General features: G+C 49.5%; 14 protein-coding genes and 1 other annotated feature (1 of these 15 cut by a window edge). Of the genes, 7 read left to right on the forward strand and 7 right to left on the reverse strand.

The genetic code is table 11. The features are described from left to right. Window positions 1–80 precede the first annotated feature (80 nt). Both DWY63_RS16220 and DWY63_RS16225 read right to left on the reverse strand, forming a co-directional pair. On the reverse strand, window positions 81–428 hold the full coding sequence (locus tag DWY63_RS16220; protein WP_117802630.1) for a hypothetical protein: 348 nt from the start codon (window positions 426–428) through the stop codon (window positions 81–83). A 97-nt stretch (window positions 429–525) separates the two neighbouring features. Continuing rightward, entirely contained in the window at window positions 526–1,365 is an 840-nt protein-coding gene (locus DWY63_RS16225; RefSeq protein ID WP_117802649.1) for a DegV family protein, read from the reverse strand. 325 nt (window positions 1,366–1,690) lie between these two features. Between DWY63_RS16225 and DWY63_RS16230 the strand changes: the two genes are divergently transcribed. The 3 genes from DWY63_RS16230 to DWY63_RS16240 are packed head-to-tail and all read left to right on the forward strand — an operon-like array spanning window position 1,691 to window position 4,187. Beyond that, window positions 1,691–2,572 (forward strand): magnesium transporter CorA family protein, encoded by an 882-nt coding sequence (locus tag DWY63_RS16230; RefSeq protein ID WP_117802631.1) that lies wholly within the window; start codon window positions 1,691–1,693, stop codon window positions 2,570–2,572. A 6-nt stretch (window positions 2,573–2,578) separates the two neighbouring features. Continuing rightward, window positions 2,579–3,085 (forward strand): DUF5721 family protein, encoded by a 507-nt coding sequence (locus DWY63_RS16235; RefSeq protein ID WP_117802632.1) that lies wholly within the window; start codon window positions 2,579–2,581, stop codon window positions 3,083–3,085. Window positions 3,086–3,119: 34 nt separating this feature from the next. Further along, window positions 3,120–4,187, forward strand: coding sequence for an ethanolamine utilization protein EutH (locus tag DWY63_RS16240; protein WP_117802633.1), 1,068 nt, complete (start codon window positions 3,120–3,122; stop codon window positions 4,185–4,187). Window positions 4,188–4,275: 88 nt separating this feature from the next. On the opposite strand, the gene DWY63_RS16245 is transcribed toward DWY63_RS16240, so the two are convergent. Both DWY63_RS16245 and DWY63_RS16250 read right to left on the reverse strand, forming a co-directional pair. Further along, a complete protein-coding gene (locus DWY63_RS16245) occupies window positions 4,276–6,255 on the reverse strand; it encodes an oleate hydratase (RefSeq protein WP_117509736.1) in 1,980 nt (659 codons plus the stop codon). 219 nt (window positions 6,256–6,474) lie between these two features. Further along, window positions 6,475–7,041 carry a TetR-like C-terminal domain-containing protein gene (locus DWY63_RS16250; RefSeq protein ID WP_022461989.1) on the reverse strand — a complete coding sequence of 189 codons (567 nt, stop codon included), beginning with the start codon at window positions 7,039–7,041 and terminating at the stop codon, window positions 6,475–6,477. 344 nt (window positions 7,042–7,385) lie between these two features. Between DWY63_RS16250 and htpG the strand changes: the two genes are divergently transcribed. The 4 genes from htpG (at window position 7,386) to DWY63_RS16270 (ending at window position 12,255) form a co-directional block, all read left to right on the forward strand. Beyond that, entirely contained in the window at window positions 7,386–9,461 is a 2,076-nt protein-coding gene (gene htpG, locus DWY63_RS16255; RefSeq protein ID WP_117802634.1) for a molecular chaperone HtpG, read from the forward strand. A gap of 184 nt (window positions 9,462–9,645) precedes the next feature. Then, entirely contained in the window at window positions 9,646–10,971 is a 1,326-nt protein-coding gene (locus DWY63_RS16260; RefSeq protein ID WP_117802635.1) for a Na+/H+ antiporter NhaC family protein, read from the forward strand. Window positions 10,972–11,194: 223 nt separating this feature from the next. Then, a complete protein-coding gene (locus DWY63_RS16265; protein WP_055221279.1) occupies window positions 11,195–11,566 on the forward strand; it encodes a CidA/LrgA family protein in 372 nt (123 codons plus the stop codon). Beyond that, on the forward strand, window positions 11,563–12,255 hold the full coding sequence (locus DWY63_RS16270; protein ID WP_117760554.1) for an LrgB family protein: 693 nt from the start codon (window positions 11,563–11,565) through the stop codon (window positions 12,253–12,255). Before DWY63_RS16265 ends, DWY63_RS16270 begins: the two co-directional genes overlap by 4 nt. A gap of 125 nt (window positions 12,256–12,380) precedes the next feature. Here DWY63_RS16270 and DWY63_RS18230 read toward each other — a convergent pair whose 3' ends face one another. From DWY63_RS18230 to ilvB, 3 genes are read right to left on the reverse strand one after another with little or no spacing between them, the layout of a single operon-like run. Next, the gene (locus DWY63_RS18230; RefSeq protein WP_055227113.1) at window positions 12,381–12,584 is read right to left on the reverse strand and encodes a hypothetical protein; all 204 of its coding nucleotides are present in this window, start codon (window positions 12,582–12,584) and stop codon (window positions 12,381–12,383) included. 18 nt (window positions 12,585–12,602) lie between these two features. After that, window positions 12,603–13,112 carry an acetolactate synthase small subunit gene (gene ilvN / locus DWY63_RS16280; protein ID WP_117509738.1) on the reverse strand — a complete coding sequence of 170 codons (510 nt, stop codon included), beginning with the start codon at window positions 13,110–13,112 and terminating at the stop codon, window positions 12,603–12,605. A gap of 12 nt (window positions 13,113–13,124) precedes the next feature. Then, entirely contained in the window at window positions 13,125–14,843 is a 1,719-nt protein-coding gene (ilvB, locus tag DWY63_RS16285) for a biosynthetic-type acetolactate synthase large subunit (RefSeq protein ID WP_117509739.1), read from the reverse strand. 71 nt (window positions 14,844–14,914) lie between these two features. Next, window positions 14,915–15,085 (reverse strand) — a binding site (T-box leader) (it continues 105 nt past the right edge of the window).

A 15,085-nucleotide genomic window follows, 5' to 3' on the forward strand; every position in this document is an offset into this window, starting at 1 on the left:
AATCTCTATAACAAAAGCGCTTATCACTCCGGGATTTTCCCGTCTGTGGTAAGCGCTTTTACTTTCTTTAACAATTCTGCTTATTCCGCTGTACTTTCGCTGATGGAATCTGCTGTGCTGTCACTTGCCGTATCTGCTGTGCTGTCCGAAGATGTATCGGAAGCATCAGAGCTGTCGCTGGATGTGTTGGTCTCGCTCAGATAATTCTGAATATCCGTCACGTTCATCGTTGTGGTTTCTGTCGTGCGGTTCGCCTTTTTCTCTGCTACCGAGTTCTGGTAAACAGCAACGGAGAACCAGCCGATCAGGGTAGCCAGAACAACGACGAAAGCGGTAACTTCCAGTCTCGTGATCCATCTTTCACGTCTCATGATTTTCTCACGGTTCGCTTTTTCCTTTTTATAGCGGTCAACTTTTTCCTGACTCATGGTTCTACTTCTCCTTTGATTTCTAAAAAGTGCTCGGCGGCACTTTCAAACATGTTGAAAATTATACTACATTTTCAACAAAAAGGGAAGAGAAAAGTTATAATGCAATGATAATTCCGCCGTCATTTGCATACATACTGCTGACGCCCTGGGTATCGAGTACGAAGACATCCTGTACCGCAAGGCGCTCCAGAAGGGCTTCTTTTACCATCTCGGCGCGCTCCGGGCAGTTGCAATGAGAGATGGCAAGCGTTTTGTTTTCTACATGCTGTGCGTCATTTACAATGGCATCGACCATTTTCATCAGTGCTTTGTTGATGCCGCGCGCCTGATCGAGCTGTACGATATCGCCCTCCGATGTGGCTCCCATAACCGGTTTGATCTTAAGCGCGGATGCAACAAGTGCTTTTGTTTTGGAAAGGCGGCCGTTTTTCCGCAGAGTTTCGAGATTTTCCAGCACGAAATAGGTGTTCTGTGTGCTGATATAGAGTTCTACTGTCTCTACGACGCGCTCAAAGCTCATGCCGGCTTCCTCGCACTCCACGATTTTTTTCACGATCAGGGTCTCTCCTATCGATGCGCTTCTGGAATTGAATACGTGAATCTTCAGATCCTCGTTCTCCTCCTGCGCCAGGTTTGCACCGAGCACTGCGCTGTTATAGGAACCGCTGAGCTGTGCGGAAAGTGTGACCGCGTAGCACCGTTCTGCTCCGTTCAGAAAAGATTTCCGGAAATAATCCGGCGACGGGCAGGCGGATTTCGGGCACTCCGGGCATTCCGCTACTCTCTTTAAAAAATATTTCTGGTCAAATGTCTCGTCATCCAGAATGGATTCTCCGCCGACTTCCAGGGTCAGCGGTGCAATTTCAATATTTCCGCTTTTTTTCATATCTGCTGTCAGTTCACAGCAGCTGTCTGCAACAATGTGAAAACTCATATATTTTGTCCCTCCAAACTTGATTCCGCTTTTTCTCACTGCGGACGTTTCGTATTTCCAATCACCGCTCTTTTTCAAACCTTCCTGAACTAGGGACGAATTCGACACAGTGAATTTTTTGATATTTTGTCATGTGGTTTTGATAACTACATTTTATCATAACATACTTAGTGCTCCATTGCAAAAAGTTTTTTCCCAATAAAAGTTTTTCCGTTAAAAGTTTTTCCTTTTCTTGTCGCACTCCCCTTTTTGCGGTATACTACGGTCATACGGCTTTTTTGTTTATGGATATTTTTCCATTGCTTATTTTCAGGAGGTGGTACGTATGGAATGGACTTTTTCGGATTCGGTCCGGCTTTCCCTGCTTTCGTTTTCGGAAGCTTCCAAAGCCTGCGCGGCGCTGCCCGGATTTTCTCTTTTCCGGCGCAGTCTGCAGCCGGAGCGCATCGAATACTGCCGCGCAGAGCTGCTGCCTGACTGCCTGGTCGGATCGCTTGCCGTCCCGGACAAGACGCATCCGCTTCACCTTGCATTCTCGCTTGCGTTTTATCTCGACCGGGGGCAGCTTATTCTGGCAGCCGGCGAACAGACACTTCCGGCTTTGCAGAGCCTCCTCTTCCCGGAAGAACCGCTCGATACTTCCGATGTCTTCCACCTGTTTTTCTCGTTTCTGGAATCGCTGATCCAGGAGGATATGCTCTATCTGCAGAATTTTGAGAAGCGCCTCGCGACAATCGAGGAGTCTCTTCTCGACACTCTGCCAAAAGAGCTGCAGCGGACCCTGATCACGATTCGTCGGGAGCTGCTCGTGTTCCATGCCTATTACCAGCAGCTTCTCGACATGTGCGAAATACTCTCCGAGGACGAAAATCACTTTCTTCCCCCGGAATGCGCCCGTCAGTTTTCGCGCCTTGGAAACCGCGTGGACCGTTTGTACGACCACACCCAGATGCTGCGGGAGTACGCCCTGCAGATCCGCGAGATGCAGCAGGCGCAGATCGACCTGCGTCAGAACGATACGATGCGGATTCTGACGGTCGTCTCGACGATCTTTTTCCCGCTTTCCCTGATCGCCGGCTGGTACGGCATGAATTTTACGCATATGCCTGAGCTTTCTGCCCCGTATGCGTACTTCATCCTGATCGGCGTCTGTATTCTCATTGTTGCTGTTGAAATTTGGTATTTTAAAAAGAAAGGCTGGTTTTAACTACGGATGATTATCCTGCAGATTACACAGTTAAAGAATTTTATGAACACCCTGCTCCGTCTCGAGACATTTGACCGCTTTCCCGTCTCTGAGGCGTCGATCACAACGTTTACGACGTTCTCCATCGACGGCAGTCTTCACACGGACTTTTTCGATCCCGACGACGCGCAGCTCTTAAAAGAAAAAGGGCGGACGCGGCTTCTCTGGAAAGATGTGAAACCGTTCTGCTATTCCGTCATCAAAGGAAAACGGACACCCCTGCAGTTCAAATTTGTGTTTCAGCTTCCGCAGGCGGCGTGCGAAAAAATGATCGCGGACCATGCGCTGCCACTGGAAATAGAGAACGTGTTTGGATGCTTTCTGAATTTTCAGTATAAGGACGGAAAACTCTTACTTACCACCGGAACTTCCCTCAAAATCTTTACGATGGACAAGTCGCTCGACCGCGTCTTCGATGAGGAAGTCCGCCAGTTTCTGCTGAAAAATGAAATTGCATTTGAAGAACAGATATAAAGACAAAATACTTATTTAGAAAGGTTCTCTTTTTATGAATCAGATTATTATGTGGATCATGGCCGTCGGCGCGGTACTCGGCGGTGTCGACCGGATCGCTGGCAATCGCTTCGGACTTGGAAAACGGTTTGAGGAGGGCTTTACGCTGCTTGGACCGACGGCACTTTCCATGTCGGGCATCATCTGCCTCACCCCGCTGCTCTCCCGCTTTCTCCGTTTCGCCCTCGTTCCCATCTGGAACTTTTTGGGGCTGGATGCGGGACTTCTCGCCGGCATTCTCGCCATTGACATGGGCGGCTACCAGCTCGCCGGAGAGCTTTCGGCATCGCAGGAGATGGTGCGCTACGCAGGACTTGTGATTGCGGCGACGCTTGGCTGTACCATCACCTTTACGATTCCGGTCGGCATGGGAATGCTGAAAAGCGGCGACCGCCTCTTTTTCTCCCGCGGCATGCTGATCGGCACGGGCACGCTTCCCGTCACGATGATCGTCGGCGGACTGCTCTCAGGGCTCTCTTTTCTGCAGATCGTACTTCAGTCGCTCCCGGTGCTCCTCTTCTGCTTTCTGCTGATGTTCGGCATCTGGCGTTTTCCGGAGCAGACCGTGCGCGCGTTCACGGTATTTGCAGATGTGATCCGGCTTCTGACGACGATCGGCCTCATCGCGGGTGCGTTCTGCTATATGACCGGCTTTTCGCTGCTCCCGGACCTTGCGCCGCTGGAGGACGCGATGGCGGTCGTCTCGTCCATCGGCATTGTACTGCTCGGCAGCCTTCCGACGGCGGAGCTTTTACAGCTGGTGCTCAAAAAGCCGCTCTCTTTTATTGGAAGAAGAACCGGCATGAACGACAGCAGTGCCGCCGGCCTTCTGATGGGCATTGTCAGCCCTGTTCCGGCGATCACAATGATGGAAAAAATGGACGAGCGCGGAAAGATTGTAAACGCAGCTTTCCTCGTCTCCGCCGCATCGACCATCGCCGCACATATGGGATTTACGTTCGGCACCGATCCTGATTTTGTCGTGCCGCTTCTCGTTGCAAAGCTCGCTGGAGGCATCGCCGCCGTCTGTGCCGCGCTGTTTTTCACGAAGAACTCTGCTTAATTGTTTGAGAGCATGCATAGAAACGCAATAAGACCTGCGCCGTTTGAAAGCGCAGGTCTTATTGCATTTCTTACTTATTTTCTATTTCTTATTTCACCATATCCTCTTTGATAATTCCATGCTCTTTTAAGAGATCTCCAACTACATTTCCATCTACCAGTTTCAGCAGAGGTTTTTTCAGCAGGTTGAGCGGTCCAGGAAGCTCGATTTCCAGCGGAGATTTTCCATCCATCAGTTTCACGGAGCTGTCCAGCAGATCGCGGATATCGTAAACGCTGCCCCATACTTCCGGCACGCCGCGGTCTACGCCGAGGAGTCCGTAAACAGCTTCCATTGCGGTACGAACGGAATACTCTGTCGTGAAGATGGTATCTCTTGGTGTCTCAGCGAACTGTCCGAGGAATGCGAAGTTGACGCAGCCATCCGGGATGACATCCGGGCGGTCGCCCTTTCTTCGTGGCATAAAGAATGCGGTGATATACGGCATCATGGTCGGTACGCAGACAGCGCTGTTCTCTGCCAGCTCCGGAATCTGGTCAACCGGCACGCCGAGGTGGTACAGCCACTCTTCGGTGATCTCTTTACCAGTGCACTCTTTCATCGGTTTCTTCACATAGTCGCCAGGTACGTCGGTGAACAGGCTGTAAACCCATACACATACCTTATCTTTATCCTGCTCTTTGAACTGTCCCTGACGGTTGATGGTCCAGCTTAAAAGCCACTTGGAATCCTGGCAGCTTACGATACCGCCGGTAACAACCTTTCCGGTTCTCGGATCACGTTTGCAGATATTGGTGATATACGGAATGATCTTATTGTCGAGAGTGGTAATTGTTGCGGATTCCCAGTTTGTCTTTGCAATATCGGAGCAGAATTTCTCCGGATGTCCAAAGGACGGATCCTGTTTTGCAATGTTTTTCCACAGGCTCCAGCAGCCGCTCGTGCGGACCTCTGCATCACCGTTCGGTGCATGGTTCTGATCGCCGTAGATCGTGCCTTCGGTGCAGCTTCCGTTGGTAACGAAGACGAGGTCATTCTCGGTGAGAACGATGCCTTTCTCGACACCGTTTACCTTGCACTCAATGGCTTTTGCTACTTTCTTTCCATCGTTGATTTCAAAGATAACGTTGGTTACTTCGGTATTGAACTGGAAGTCTACGCCGGCATCCTCGAGGTATTTCTTCATCGGAAGAATCAGGGATTCATACTGGTTGTACTTCGTGAATTTCAGTGCGGAGAAGTCCGGCAGTCCGCCGATGTGGTGAATGAACCGCTGGAAGTACAGCTTCATCTCCAGTGCACTATGCCAGTTTTCAAATGCGAACATCGTTCTCCAGTACAGCCAGAAGGTGGAATTGAAGACTTCATCATCGAAAACATCCTCGATCGTCTTGTCGTACAGATCCTCGTCTCTTGTCATGAAGAGTTTCATGATCTCCATGCAGCCTTTCTGGCTCAGGTTGAACTTTCCGTCGGTATGGGCATCCTCGCCGCGGTTCTTCGTTGCACGGCACAGGGAGTAGTTCGGGTCTTTTTTGTTCAGCCAGTAATACTCATCAAGAACGGATACACCAGGTGTCTCAATTGACGGGATGCTGTGGAACAGATCCCACAGGCACTCGAAGTGGTTTTCCATCTCACGGCCGCCTCTCATGATGTAGCCGCGGGTCGGATCGTAGATACCGTCGCAGGCACCGCCGGCGATGTCCATGGCTTCCAGAATGTGGATGTGATCGCCTTTCATCTGGCCGTCTCTTACAAGGAAGCACGCTGCTGCGAGGGCTGCGAGGCCGCTTCCTACGAGGTATGCGCTCTTCTCATCGACGCCTTCCGGTTTTTCCGGTCTTGCGAAGGCTTCGTAGTTTCCGTTGGTGTAATAAATGCCTTTGCTGTTTTTCTTATCTTTTCCGCGCTCGGTGTTGCGGTAATCATTCTTTGGTTCTGATGTTACAGTGGTTGTCTCCGCTGCTTTTTTTGCTTCACTCTTGTTTTTTGCCTGCAGCACTGCTGCTCCAGCTCCGATGACTGCTGCTGATGCGATTCCGAATTTTAATCCTTTTTTTGACATAGACGTTCATCCTTTCTTTTCTAAATACGACTGCCGGAATGTTTTTTCGAATTTCCGGTTCGTATAGGTTATGCTGCTTTCTTTGTTTTACAAGTTTCTATTTGTGTTGCCATTGTCTGTTGACAATTTGAATCTTACTTCATTTTTCCCCGCTTTTCCATTTACAAAACAGGGCGGATGATTAAATTTTTATCATCCGCCCTGTTTTGTAAAGTGTAACTATATTTTATTTCTTTTTTCAAAATTTCGGATGGAATTGACGACATTTCCTTCCATCGTGCGGTGCATTTTTTCCGCAATCATATGGTAATCCACTTTCATTCCGTCTTTGATCCAGTCGAGCATGACACCGGTAAAGCTATACTTATAGAAATCTGCGATAAAACTCTGATCCGCCTCGGAGATGCCGGTTCCCTTTGCTTTTTCCTGTACGACACCGTACAGCAGATCGTGCGTCAGATGAAAGAGATATGTTTCGATCTGCTCCCGGCTTACAGAGTGATAGACATTCATAATAAATGGTTTATTCTCGAGCACTGCCTCAAAAATCTGCTGCAGGCCTTCCTGCCATGTCTCATACGTTTTCTTCCCCTGCAGCGCCTGCGTCGCATCCTCCAGGCACGACCATTCGACAAGATCGTAGATATCCTTAAAATGATAATAAAACGCCATCCGGCTGATGCCGCAGTCTGTCGTCAGATCGTTGATCGTAATTTTGTCCAGCGGCTTTTTCAAAAGCAGCTTTTTTAACGACGCTTCCAGCGCCGCCTTTGTCGCATTTGTCATGTATTTCCTCCATTTTTTCTTTTATGTACCCTCGGAATCTTTCTGTTCGAAACGCTTCTATGCTTTTTCATTGTAGCATATCCATTCTCCAGAAACAACTGCGCAGCCCTTCTGATCAGACTTTACAAAAAGTTTAGAAAGTACCGTAATACCAGTAAATTCAATACTTTCCGTCGTTCTGTTAGCACTCTTTTTTCTCGAGTGCTAATTTCCCCTTGACTTTTCCCTGTGCCAGTATTACTATAACTATCAGAGCAGTAAAAAAGCTGCAGACATCTAAAAAAGCATGATATTCCCGCTTTGCTGGATCAAAATATTTTTATAAGAAAAGGAGTGTGTTTCTCATGAGTGCGAAACATGGAAATCTTTCAATCAACAGCGACAATATTTTCCCGATTATCAAAAAATGGATGTATTCCGACCACGATATCTTTGTCCGTGAGCTCGTTTCCAACGGCTGCGATGCCATCACCAAACTGAAAAAACTCGACGGCATGGGCGAATATACTCTGCCGGATGACTACAAAGCAGCCATTCAGGTGATTGTAAACCCGGATGAGAAAACCTTAAAATTCATCGATAACGGTATCGGTATGACCGCAGACGAAGTCGAAGAATATATTACCCAGATCGCCTTCTCCGGCGCTACCGAATTTCTGGAGAAATACAAAGACAAAACGAATTCAGATCAGATGATCGGCCACTTCGGTCTTGGTTTCTACTCTGCTTTCATGGTAGCCGACGAAGTGCACATCGATACTCTTTCCTACAAAGAAGGCTCCACACCGGTTCACTGGACCTGTGACGGAAGCACCGAGTACGATATGTCCGAGGGCAGCAAGACAACTGTTGGTACCGAAATCACTCTGTTCCTGAACGAGGACTGCCTGGAATTCGCAAACGAATACCGTGTCCGCGAAGTTCTGGAAAAATACTGCTCCTTCATGCCGGTTGAAATTTTCCTGTCCAAAGCAAATGCGCCGCAGGAATACGAGACCATCGATGAAAGCGAATTAAAAGACGACGACGTTGTCGTAGAGCACATCCACGAGGACGCAAAATACGAAGAGAAAGAAAAAGAAGACGGAACGAAAGAGCAGGTTGAAGTTTCCCCGGCCAAAGAGAAAGTAAAAATCAACAAACGCCCGGTTTCCATCAGTGATATCCACCCGCTGTGGACCAAACATCCAAACGAGTGCAGCGATGAGGATTATAAAGAATTCTACCGCAAAGTCTTCAACGACTACCGCGAGCCGCTGTTCTGGATCCACCTGAACATGGACTATCCGTTCAACCTCAAAGGTATCCTCTACTTCCCGCGTATCAACACCGAGTACGATTCCATCGAGGGAACCATCAAGCTGTACAACAACCAGGTATTTATTGCCGACAACATCAAAGAAGTCATTCCGGAATACCTGATGCTCTTAAAAGGCGTCATCGACTGCCCGGATCTGCCGCTGAACGTATCCCGAAGCGCACTGCAGAACGACGGATTTGTCAAGAAGATCTCCGAGTACATCTCCAAGAAATTCGCTGACAAGCTCTCCGGCATGTGCAAAACCGACCGTGAGAATTACGAGAAATACTGGGATGATATCAACCCATTCATCAAATACGGATGCATCAAGGACGAGAAATTCTCCAAGAAGATGATGGACTATATTCTATTCAAGAACATCGACGGAAAATATCTGACTCTTGAGGACTGCATCAACGAGAATAAGAAAGAAGAAGCTCCTGCAGAGAACACCGAAGAGAAGGCTGAAACTACGGAGAATACCGAAAATACGGAAAACGCTGACGAGAAGAAAGAGCCGGAAAAAACGACTGTTTACTACGTCACCGACGAAGTTCAGCAGAGCCAGTATATCAACATGTTCCGCAGTCAGGGCATGGATGCTGTCATCCTGAAACACAACATCGACTCCGCTTTCATCACCCATGCAGAGCGTTACAACGAGCATGTAACTTTCCAGCGCATCGATGCAGATCTGACCAACGATATGAAAGACGAGTCCGGTGAAGATCTGACCGACGCTACAAATACTCTGACCGATCTCTTCCGCAAAGTCCTCGACAAGAAAGACCTGACCGTCAAAGTTGAGAACCTGAAAGACGAAAATGTATCCTCCATGGTAACGCTTTCCGAGGAGAGCCGCCGGATGCAGGATATGATGAAGATGTATGGCATGACCGGCATGGATCCGTCCATGTTCGGCGGACAGGAAACCCTGATCCTGAATGCAAAACATCCGCTCGTTCAGTACATTCTGAAGAATGGCGAGAACGACAACACATCCCTGTTCTGCGAGCAGCTGTATGATCTGGCAATGATCAGCCACAAACCGCTCTCTCCGGACGAGATGACAAAATTCGTAAGCAGAAGCAATCAGATTATGATGCTCCTTGCAAAATGATAAAGCATAGGCACAGTAAAACGCACCTCTTATAAAACACGCCGGATTTCTGGAATTTACCAGATGTCCGGCGTGTTTTTTCCTGCTTTTTTACTTTACGATTTCTGATCCAGATGATAGAATAATTCTATTCGCCCTATTAAAAAATAAGGAAAATCACACGAAAGGTCTGGTATTTATTTCTATGAAAAAAGGAAAGCCATCCGCCCTGCTCCCGATCGCCGTTTTTCTGGTGTTTTATCTGGGGCTCGGCATTTATTCCGAGTATATTTTAAAAATTCCGATGGGCTTCTACAACATCCCCATCGTCGTCGCGTTTCTGGCAGCGATCCTCGTCGCCTGTCTGCAGAACCGCAGTGTCCCGTTTGAAGAAAAGCTCGCCCTCATGGGACAGGGCATCGGGGACAAAAACATCATCACAATGCTGCTGATCTTCCTCGCCGCAGGCACGTTTGTCGGCGTTGTCGGAAGGAGCAGTGCAGAGAGCGTTGCCTATTTCATGCTCTCCTGGATTCCGGCAAAATATGCCGTCGCTGTGCTCTTTGTCGTTGCCTGCTTCGTCTCCACGGCCATGGGAACCTCCGTCGGAACGATCACGCTTCTCGTGCCGATCGCCGCTGCTGTTGCCGAGACCTCCGGCTTTTCGCTGGCGCTCTGCGTCGCCTCCGTCATGGGCGGATCCATGTTCGGCGACAACCTCTCCTTCATCTCCGACACGACAATCGCCGCCTGCAACGGACAGGGCTGCGAGATGAAAGACAAGTTCCGCGAAAACTTCTGGATCGCTCTCCCGGCTGCTCTTGCCACGCTGGCGCTGATCCTTGTAATCTCCTTCCGACAGGCGCCGGGCACACCGATCGTCCACGAATACCATCTGCTGCAGATGGTTCCGTACCTGCTCGTGCTGATCGGCGGCATCGCGGGCATTCAGGTGTTTGTCGTACTCCTTATCGGTATTGCTTCCGGTGCCGTTATCATGCTCGGTACGGGACAGACGACGCTCTTGGATATGCTCTCCAGCATGGGAAGCGGCACTTCGGGTATGTTTGAGACATGTATGGTTGCGATTCTTGTCGCTGCGATGTGCGCGCTGATCCGGGAAAACGGCGGCTTTACTGTCCTGCTTCGTGCCATTCATAAAATCTTCTGCGGAAAAAAGGGCGGCCAGCTCGGTGTCGGCATTCTCGTCGCGCTGCTCGACATTGCGACCGCAAACAACACCGTCGCGATCGTCATGGCAAACCCGATCGCAAAGCAGATGTCCGAGGACTACGGCATCACCCCACGGAAAACGGCATCGCTCCTCGATACCTTCTCCTGCATCTCACAGGGCATCCTGCCGTACGGCGCGCAGATGCTCGTGGCGATTTCCGCGGTGCATGAACTGGGATATGAGCTCTCCGCCTTTGAAATCATGGCAAACCTCTTCTATCCGGGCATGCTGCTTGTCAGTTCGCTGATCTTTATCTTCGTTCTGCCGGATCGGAAAAATGCCGAAAGCAATGCTTAAAAAGTTCCGTATCGGATCAACTCAAAAAATCATGTTAAAATGCCCACCGATTTCACTTTTTCGTTTGATTGGCGGGCATTTTTTTGCTTTTTTTGGCAAAAATCGCCAAAATTGCAGTAACATTTACGGTTGAAATTCTTTTATGCGGGTAGTATAATCGGGGTCGTGACATTGAGAAGGAGTGATGTTATGTGGGTTATGGGGAGAAAGGACAACAGAAAAAGTGAAATTATTAAGACAGTTCCTTGTAATTATGGCGGTTTCGTTCGTCGGAGAAATCCTGCACGCCGTGCTGCCGCTTCCGATTCCGGCAAGTATCTACGGTCTTGTGCTGATGCTGGCGCTTCTGATGACGGGGGCATTAAAACTTGATGCCGTCGAGGACGCAGGCAAGTTTATGATTGAGATCATGCCGGTCATGTTCATTCCGGCGGGCGTCGGCCTGATGGAATCCTGGGGTGAATTAAAAGCCGTTCTCGTTCCGGTTCTCGTGATTACGCTCGTCAGCACCATCGTCGTTATGGTTGTGTCCGGACGCGTGACACAGGCGGTCATCCGGCTGGAAAAGAAACACAAAGGAGGGGACGCAAAATGACAAATATGTTCTGTGAATCTGCATTTTTCGGCGTTGTCATCAGCCTTCTGGCGTATGAGCTCGGCATGCTGTTAAAGAAAAAATTTGGGCTTCCGATTTTCAATCCGCTGCTGATTTCCATTGCAGTCGTCATTGTATTCCTTGCTGTTTTCGATATCGATTATCAGAATTATAATGACGGTGCAAAATACTTGAGCTATCTGCTGACTCCTGCAACGGTCTGCCTTGCGATTCCGCTGTATGAGCAGATGGAGGCATTGAAAAAGAATATCAAAGCCATCCTCGCCGGTATTCTCTCCGGCGTGCTGACGAGCCTTACCGTGGTTCTCGCGCTGGCGCTGATCTTCAATCTGAATCATAAAATGTATGTAACACTGCTGCCGAAATCCATCACAACGGCCATCGGCATGGGTGTTTCGGAAGAGCTCGGCGGTGCGGTGACGATCACGGTTGCCGTTATCATCATCACGGGTGTGCTGGGAAATATGCTGGCGGAGACGCTCTGCAAGCTGTTTCACATTGAGGAGCCGATTGCAAAGGGCATCAGTATCGGATCGGCCTCCCATGCGATCGGTACGGCGAAGGCCATGGAGATGGGCGATGTCGAGGGCGCGATGAGCAGCCTTTCGATTGCAGTTGCAGGTATTCTGACTGTGGTCGGAGCGTCGATTTATGCGATGTTTATCTAAAAACGAACACTGATAAAAAGCAGAAAAAATCCGGGAATGGAAAGCAATGTAAAACTTTCCGTTCCCGGATTTTCTATCCCTGAAATTCTATAACTAAAAATTAAAATTCCGACTGCAGAAACTCTTCAATAAAAAGAAGCGCAGTAGCACTCCGGCCCTTCCGGGTCGATGCAGATATGCTCGAGCGTTCCGCTGTGCATCGAAAGCCCCATCGTCAGATCCTGCACAATCTGCTGCTTCGCCGTCTGGCGGTGCTCATAGATGTACTGATACACACTTTTCTTATTAATCTTTTTTAACGTAATTGTGGTAATACTCTTTTCGTTCACGCAAAAACGTCCTCTCTTTTACCGCTCCATCACATTGATCGACTCGATACCGACGCTTCCGCCGCGCACGACTTCGATCTTGCTGAATTCCTCTTTCATCAGCTTCACAACTGCATCGTTTTTCGTCGCCGTCTGGACAAACTCGAGCAGCAGGCTGTCTTTTCCGTAGTCGATGACCTTCGCCTTGAACGTCTCAGCGATCTGGAACAGCTCGACTTTGTCAGCTGCGCTGCAGTTGAATACCTTGATATACAGAATCTCTTTCATGCGCACAAACACGTCGGTGAAGTCGATGACTTTGATGACCTCGACCATGCGGTTCAGCTGTTTTTTGATCTGCTCAAACGTCTCATCGTCACTGACCGTGGCGATCGTCATACGCGATACGGTCGGGTCCTCGGTCGTTCCGACGGTCAGGCTGTCCAGGTTATAGCTTTTTGCGGAAAAAAGCCCGGAAATCTTGGAAAGGACACCAACCTGGTTTTCTACGTACAGTGAAATCCATCTTTTTTTCATTCCCTTATTCATCGCGCTCTCCTCCTAACAGTCCATAATCATATCTTCGAGCGTTCCGCCCGGCTTGATCATCGGGTAAACCATCTCCTCCGGATCGATGATAAATTCGATGATCGTCGGAGTCTTGGTGTTTTTCTTCGCCTCTTCAAACGCTGCGGCGATATCCTCTTTCTTCATGACGCGGATGCCTTTTGCGCCGTAACTCTCAGCCAATTTGATAAAATTCGGCGTGTATTCCGGGTACTCTTCTCCGTCTGTTCTGCGGGAAAGTGCACCGGCGCGCAGGTTTGTCATGCTGTACCGTTTGCCGTAAAACAGCTTCTGCCACTGGCGTACCATGCCGAGGTATTCATTATTGAAGATACACAGGATGACCGGCAGCTCCTCGAGAACGGCAGTCGCCAGCTCCTGAATATTCATCTGCATACCGCCGTCACCGGAAATCGCGATGACCGGTTTGTCCGGGTTGCCGATTTTTGCTCCGATCGCGCCCGGAAGGCCGTATCCCATCGTTCCAAGGCCGCCGGACATGATGATCTGGCGGTTTTCGGTAATGTCGACGTACTGACTTGTCAGCATCTGGTGCTGTCCGACGTCGGTGACGATAATCGCATCGTCAAACTGCTCGTTGATCGCGTTGAAAATATCGAGCGGTCCCATCACGCCGTTCGGGCGCATCGTCAACGGATGCTCGTTCTTCCAGGCATCAATCTGGGCAAGCCATTTCGATGTGGAGCATGGCTCTACGTACTCTGCTATCTTCGTGATCGCCTCTTTTGCATCGGCTACGATCGGAATATCGACGTGGATGTTTCGGGAGATCGAAGCTGTGTCGATGTCGATGTGGACAATCTGCGCGTGCGGGGCAAATTCATGCAGCTTTCCGGTGATACGGTCATTGAAACGTGTTCCGATCGAGAACAGCAGATCGCACTCGCTGACTGCCATATTCGCCGCATACGCGCCGTGCATGCCAAGGTTTCCGATGAACAGCGGGTGTTTCGTGGAGATCGCGCCGCGTCCCATAACGGTTGTGACAACCGGCACCTGTGTTTTCTCGACCACTTCGCGGAACACTTCCTGCGCATGTGCGATGTTGACGCCGCCTCCGGCAAGAAACAGCGGGCGTTTTGCTTTTGCGAGCATTTTCAGCGCACGTTTTAACTGGCCGATGTGTACGCTGGTGTTCGGTTTGTAGCCGCGGATGTTGACGTTCTTCGGATACTCTGCGCTGCCGAGCTCTGCCATGACATCTTTTGGAAGATCAATGAGCACCGGGCCCGGTTTTCCGGTGCGGGCGATGTAAAAGGCTTCTTTGATGATGCGTCCGAGATCTTCACGGTTTCTTACCGTCACGCCGTATTTCGTGATGCTGCGGGTGATGCCGACGATATCAACCTCCTGGAATGCATCGTTTCCGATGAGGTGGCGGGCTACCTGTCCGGTGAAGCAGACAAGCGGAACGCTGTCGTAGTTTGCCGTTGCAAGACCGGTGACCAGGTTGGTTGCACCAGGGCCGCTGGTAACGAGGCATACGCCGACTTTTCCTGTCGTTCTCGCATAGGCATCCGCCTCATGCACCAGCGCCTGCTCGTGGCGCGGCAGAACGATTTTGATTTCATCCTGTTTGTAAAGTTCATCACTGATATCGATGGTGCAGGCTCCCGGATAACCGAAGAGATACTCGACACCCTCCTCCTTCAGAGCCTTTACCAGAAGTTTGTTTCCTGTAATCTGTTTCATATGAAAACCTCCTGTTCTAAATTTGCTGCATAAAAAATCCCCGAACATAAAACACCTTTGCTGTGCCTTACGTTCAGGGAGAATGTTTCCATCCACGGTACCACCTGAATTCCAGAAGAATACACTTCTGCTCATTCCGTACAGGATTTAACTTTTTTCATCCGATACGGCATCCCGGTAACGTGGGAACTACGTTGGAGCCTACTTGGAAAACATTGCTGTCCGCTTTTTCTGTTCAGTCC

Source organism: Blautia sp. AF26-2, from assembly GCF_003460955.1.
Lineage (GTDB): Bacteria > Bacillota > Clostridia > Lachnospirales > Lachnospiraceae > Fusicatenibacter > Fusicatenibacter saccharivorans.

Bases quoted from the DNA above. Each gene is read 5' to 3' on its own strand.
- DWY63_RS16230 (WP_117802631.1), top strand. From the start codon at position 1,691: ATGGAATGGACTTTTTCGGATTCGGTCCGGCTTTCCCTGCTTTCGTTT.
- DWY63_RS16260 (WP_117802635.1), top strand. From the start codon at position 9,646: ATGAAAAAAGGAAAGCCATCCGCCCTGCTCCCGATCGCCGTTTTTCTG.
- DWY63_RS16250 (WP_022461989.1), bottom strand. From the start codon at position 7,041: ATGACAAATGCGACAAAGGCGGCGCTGGAAGCGTCGTTAAAAAAGCTG.
- DWY63_RS16235 (WP_117802632.1), top strand. From the start codon at position 2,579: ATGATTATCCTGCAGATTACACAGTTAAAGAATTTTATGAACACCCTG.
- DWY63_RS16220 (WP_117802630.1), bottom strand. From the start codon at position 428: ATGAGTCAGGAAAAAGTTGACCGCTATAAAAAGGAAAAAGCGAACCGT.
- DWY63_RS16240 (WP_117802633.1), top strand. From the start codon at position 3,120: ATGAATCAGATTATTATGTGGATCATGGCCGTCGGCGCGGTACTCGGC.
- ilvN (WP_117509738.1), bottom strand. From the start codon at position 13,112: ATGAATAAGGGAATGAAAAAAAGATGGATTTCACTGTACGTAGAAAAC.
- ilvB (WP_117509739.1), bottom strand. From the start codon at position 14,843: ATGAAACAGATTACAGGAAACAAACTTCTGGTAAAGGCTCTGAAGGAG.
- DWY63_RS16270 (WP_117760554.1), top strand. From the start codon at position 11,563: ATGACAAATATGTTCTGTGAATCTGCATTTTTCGGCGTTGTCATCAGC.
- htpG (WP_117802634.1), top strand. From the start codon at position 7,386: ATGAGTGCGAAACATGGAAATCTTTCAATCAACAGCGACAATATTTTC.
- DWY63_RS16245 (WP_117509736.1), bottom strand. From the start codon at position 6,255: ATGTCAAAAAAAGGATTAAAATTCGGAATCGCATCAGCAGCAGTCATC.
- DWY63_RS16225 (WP_117802649.1), bottom strand. From the start codon at position 1,365: ATGAGTTTTCACATTGTTGCAGACAGCTGCTGTGAACTGACAGCAGAT.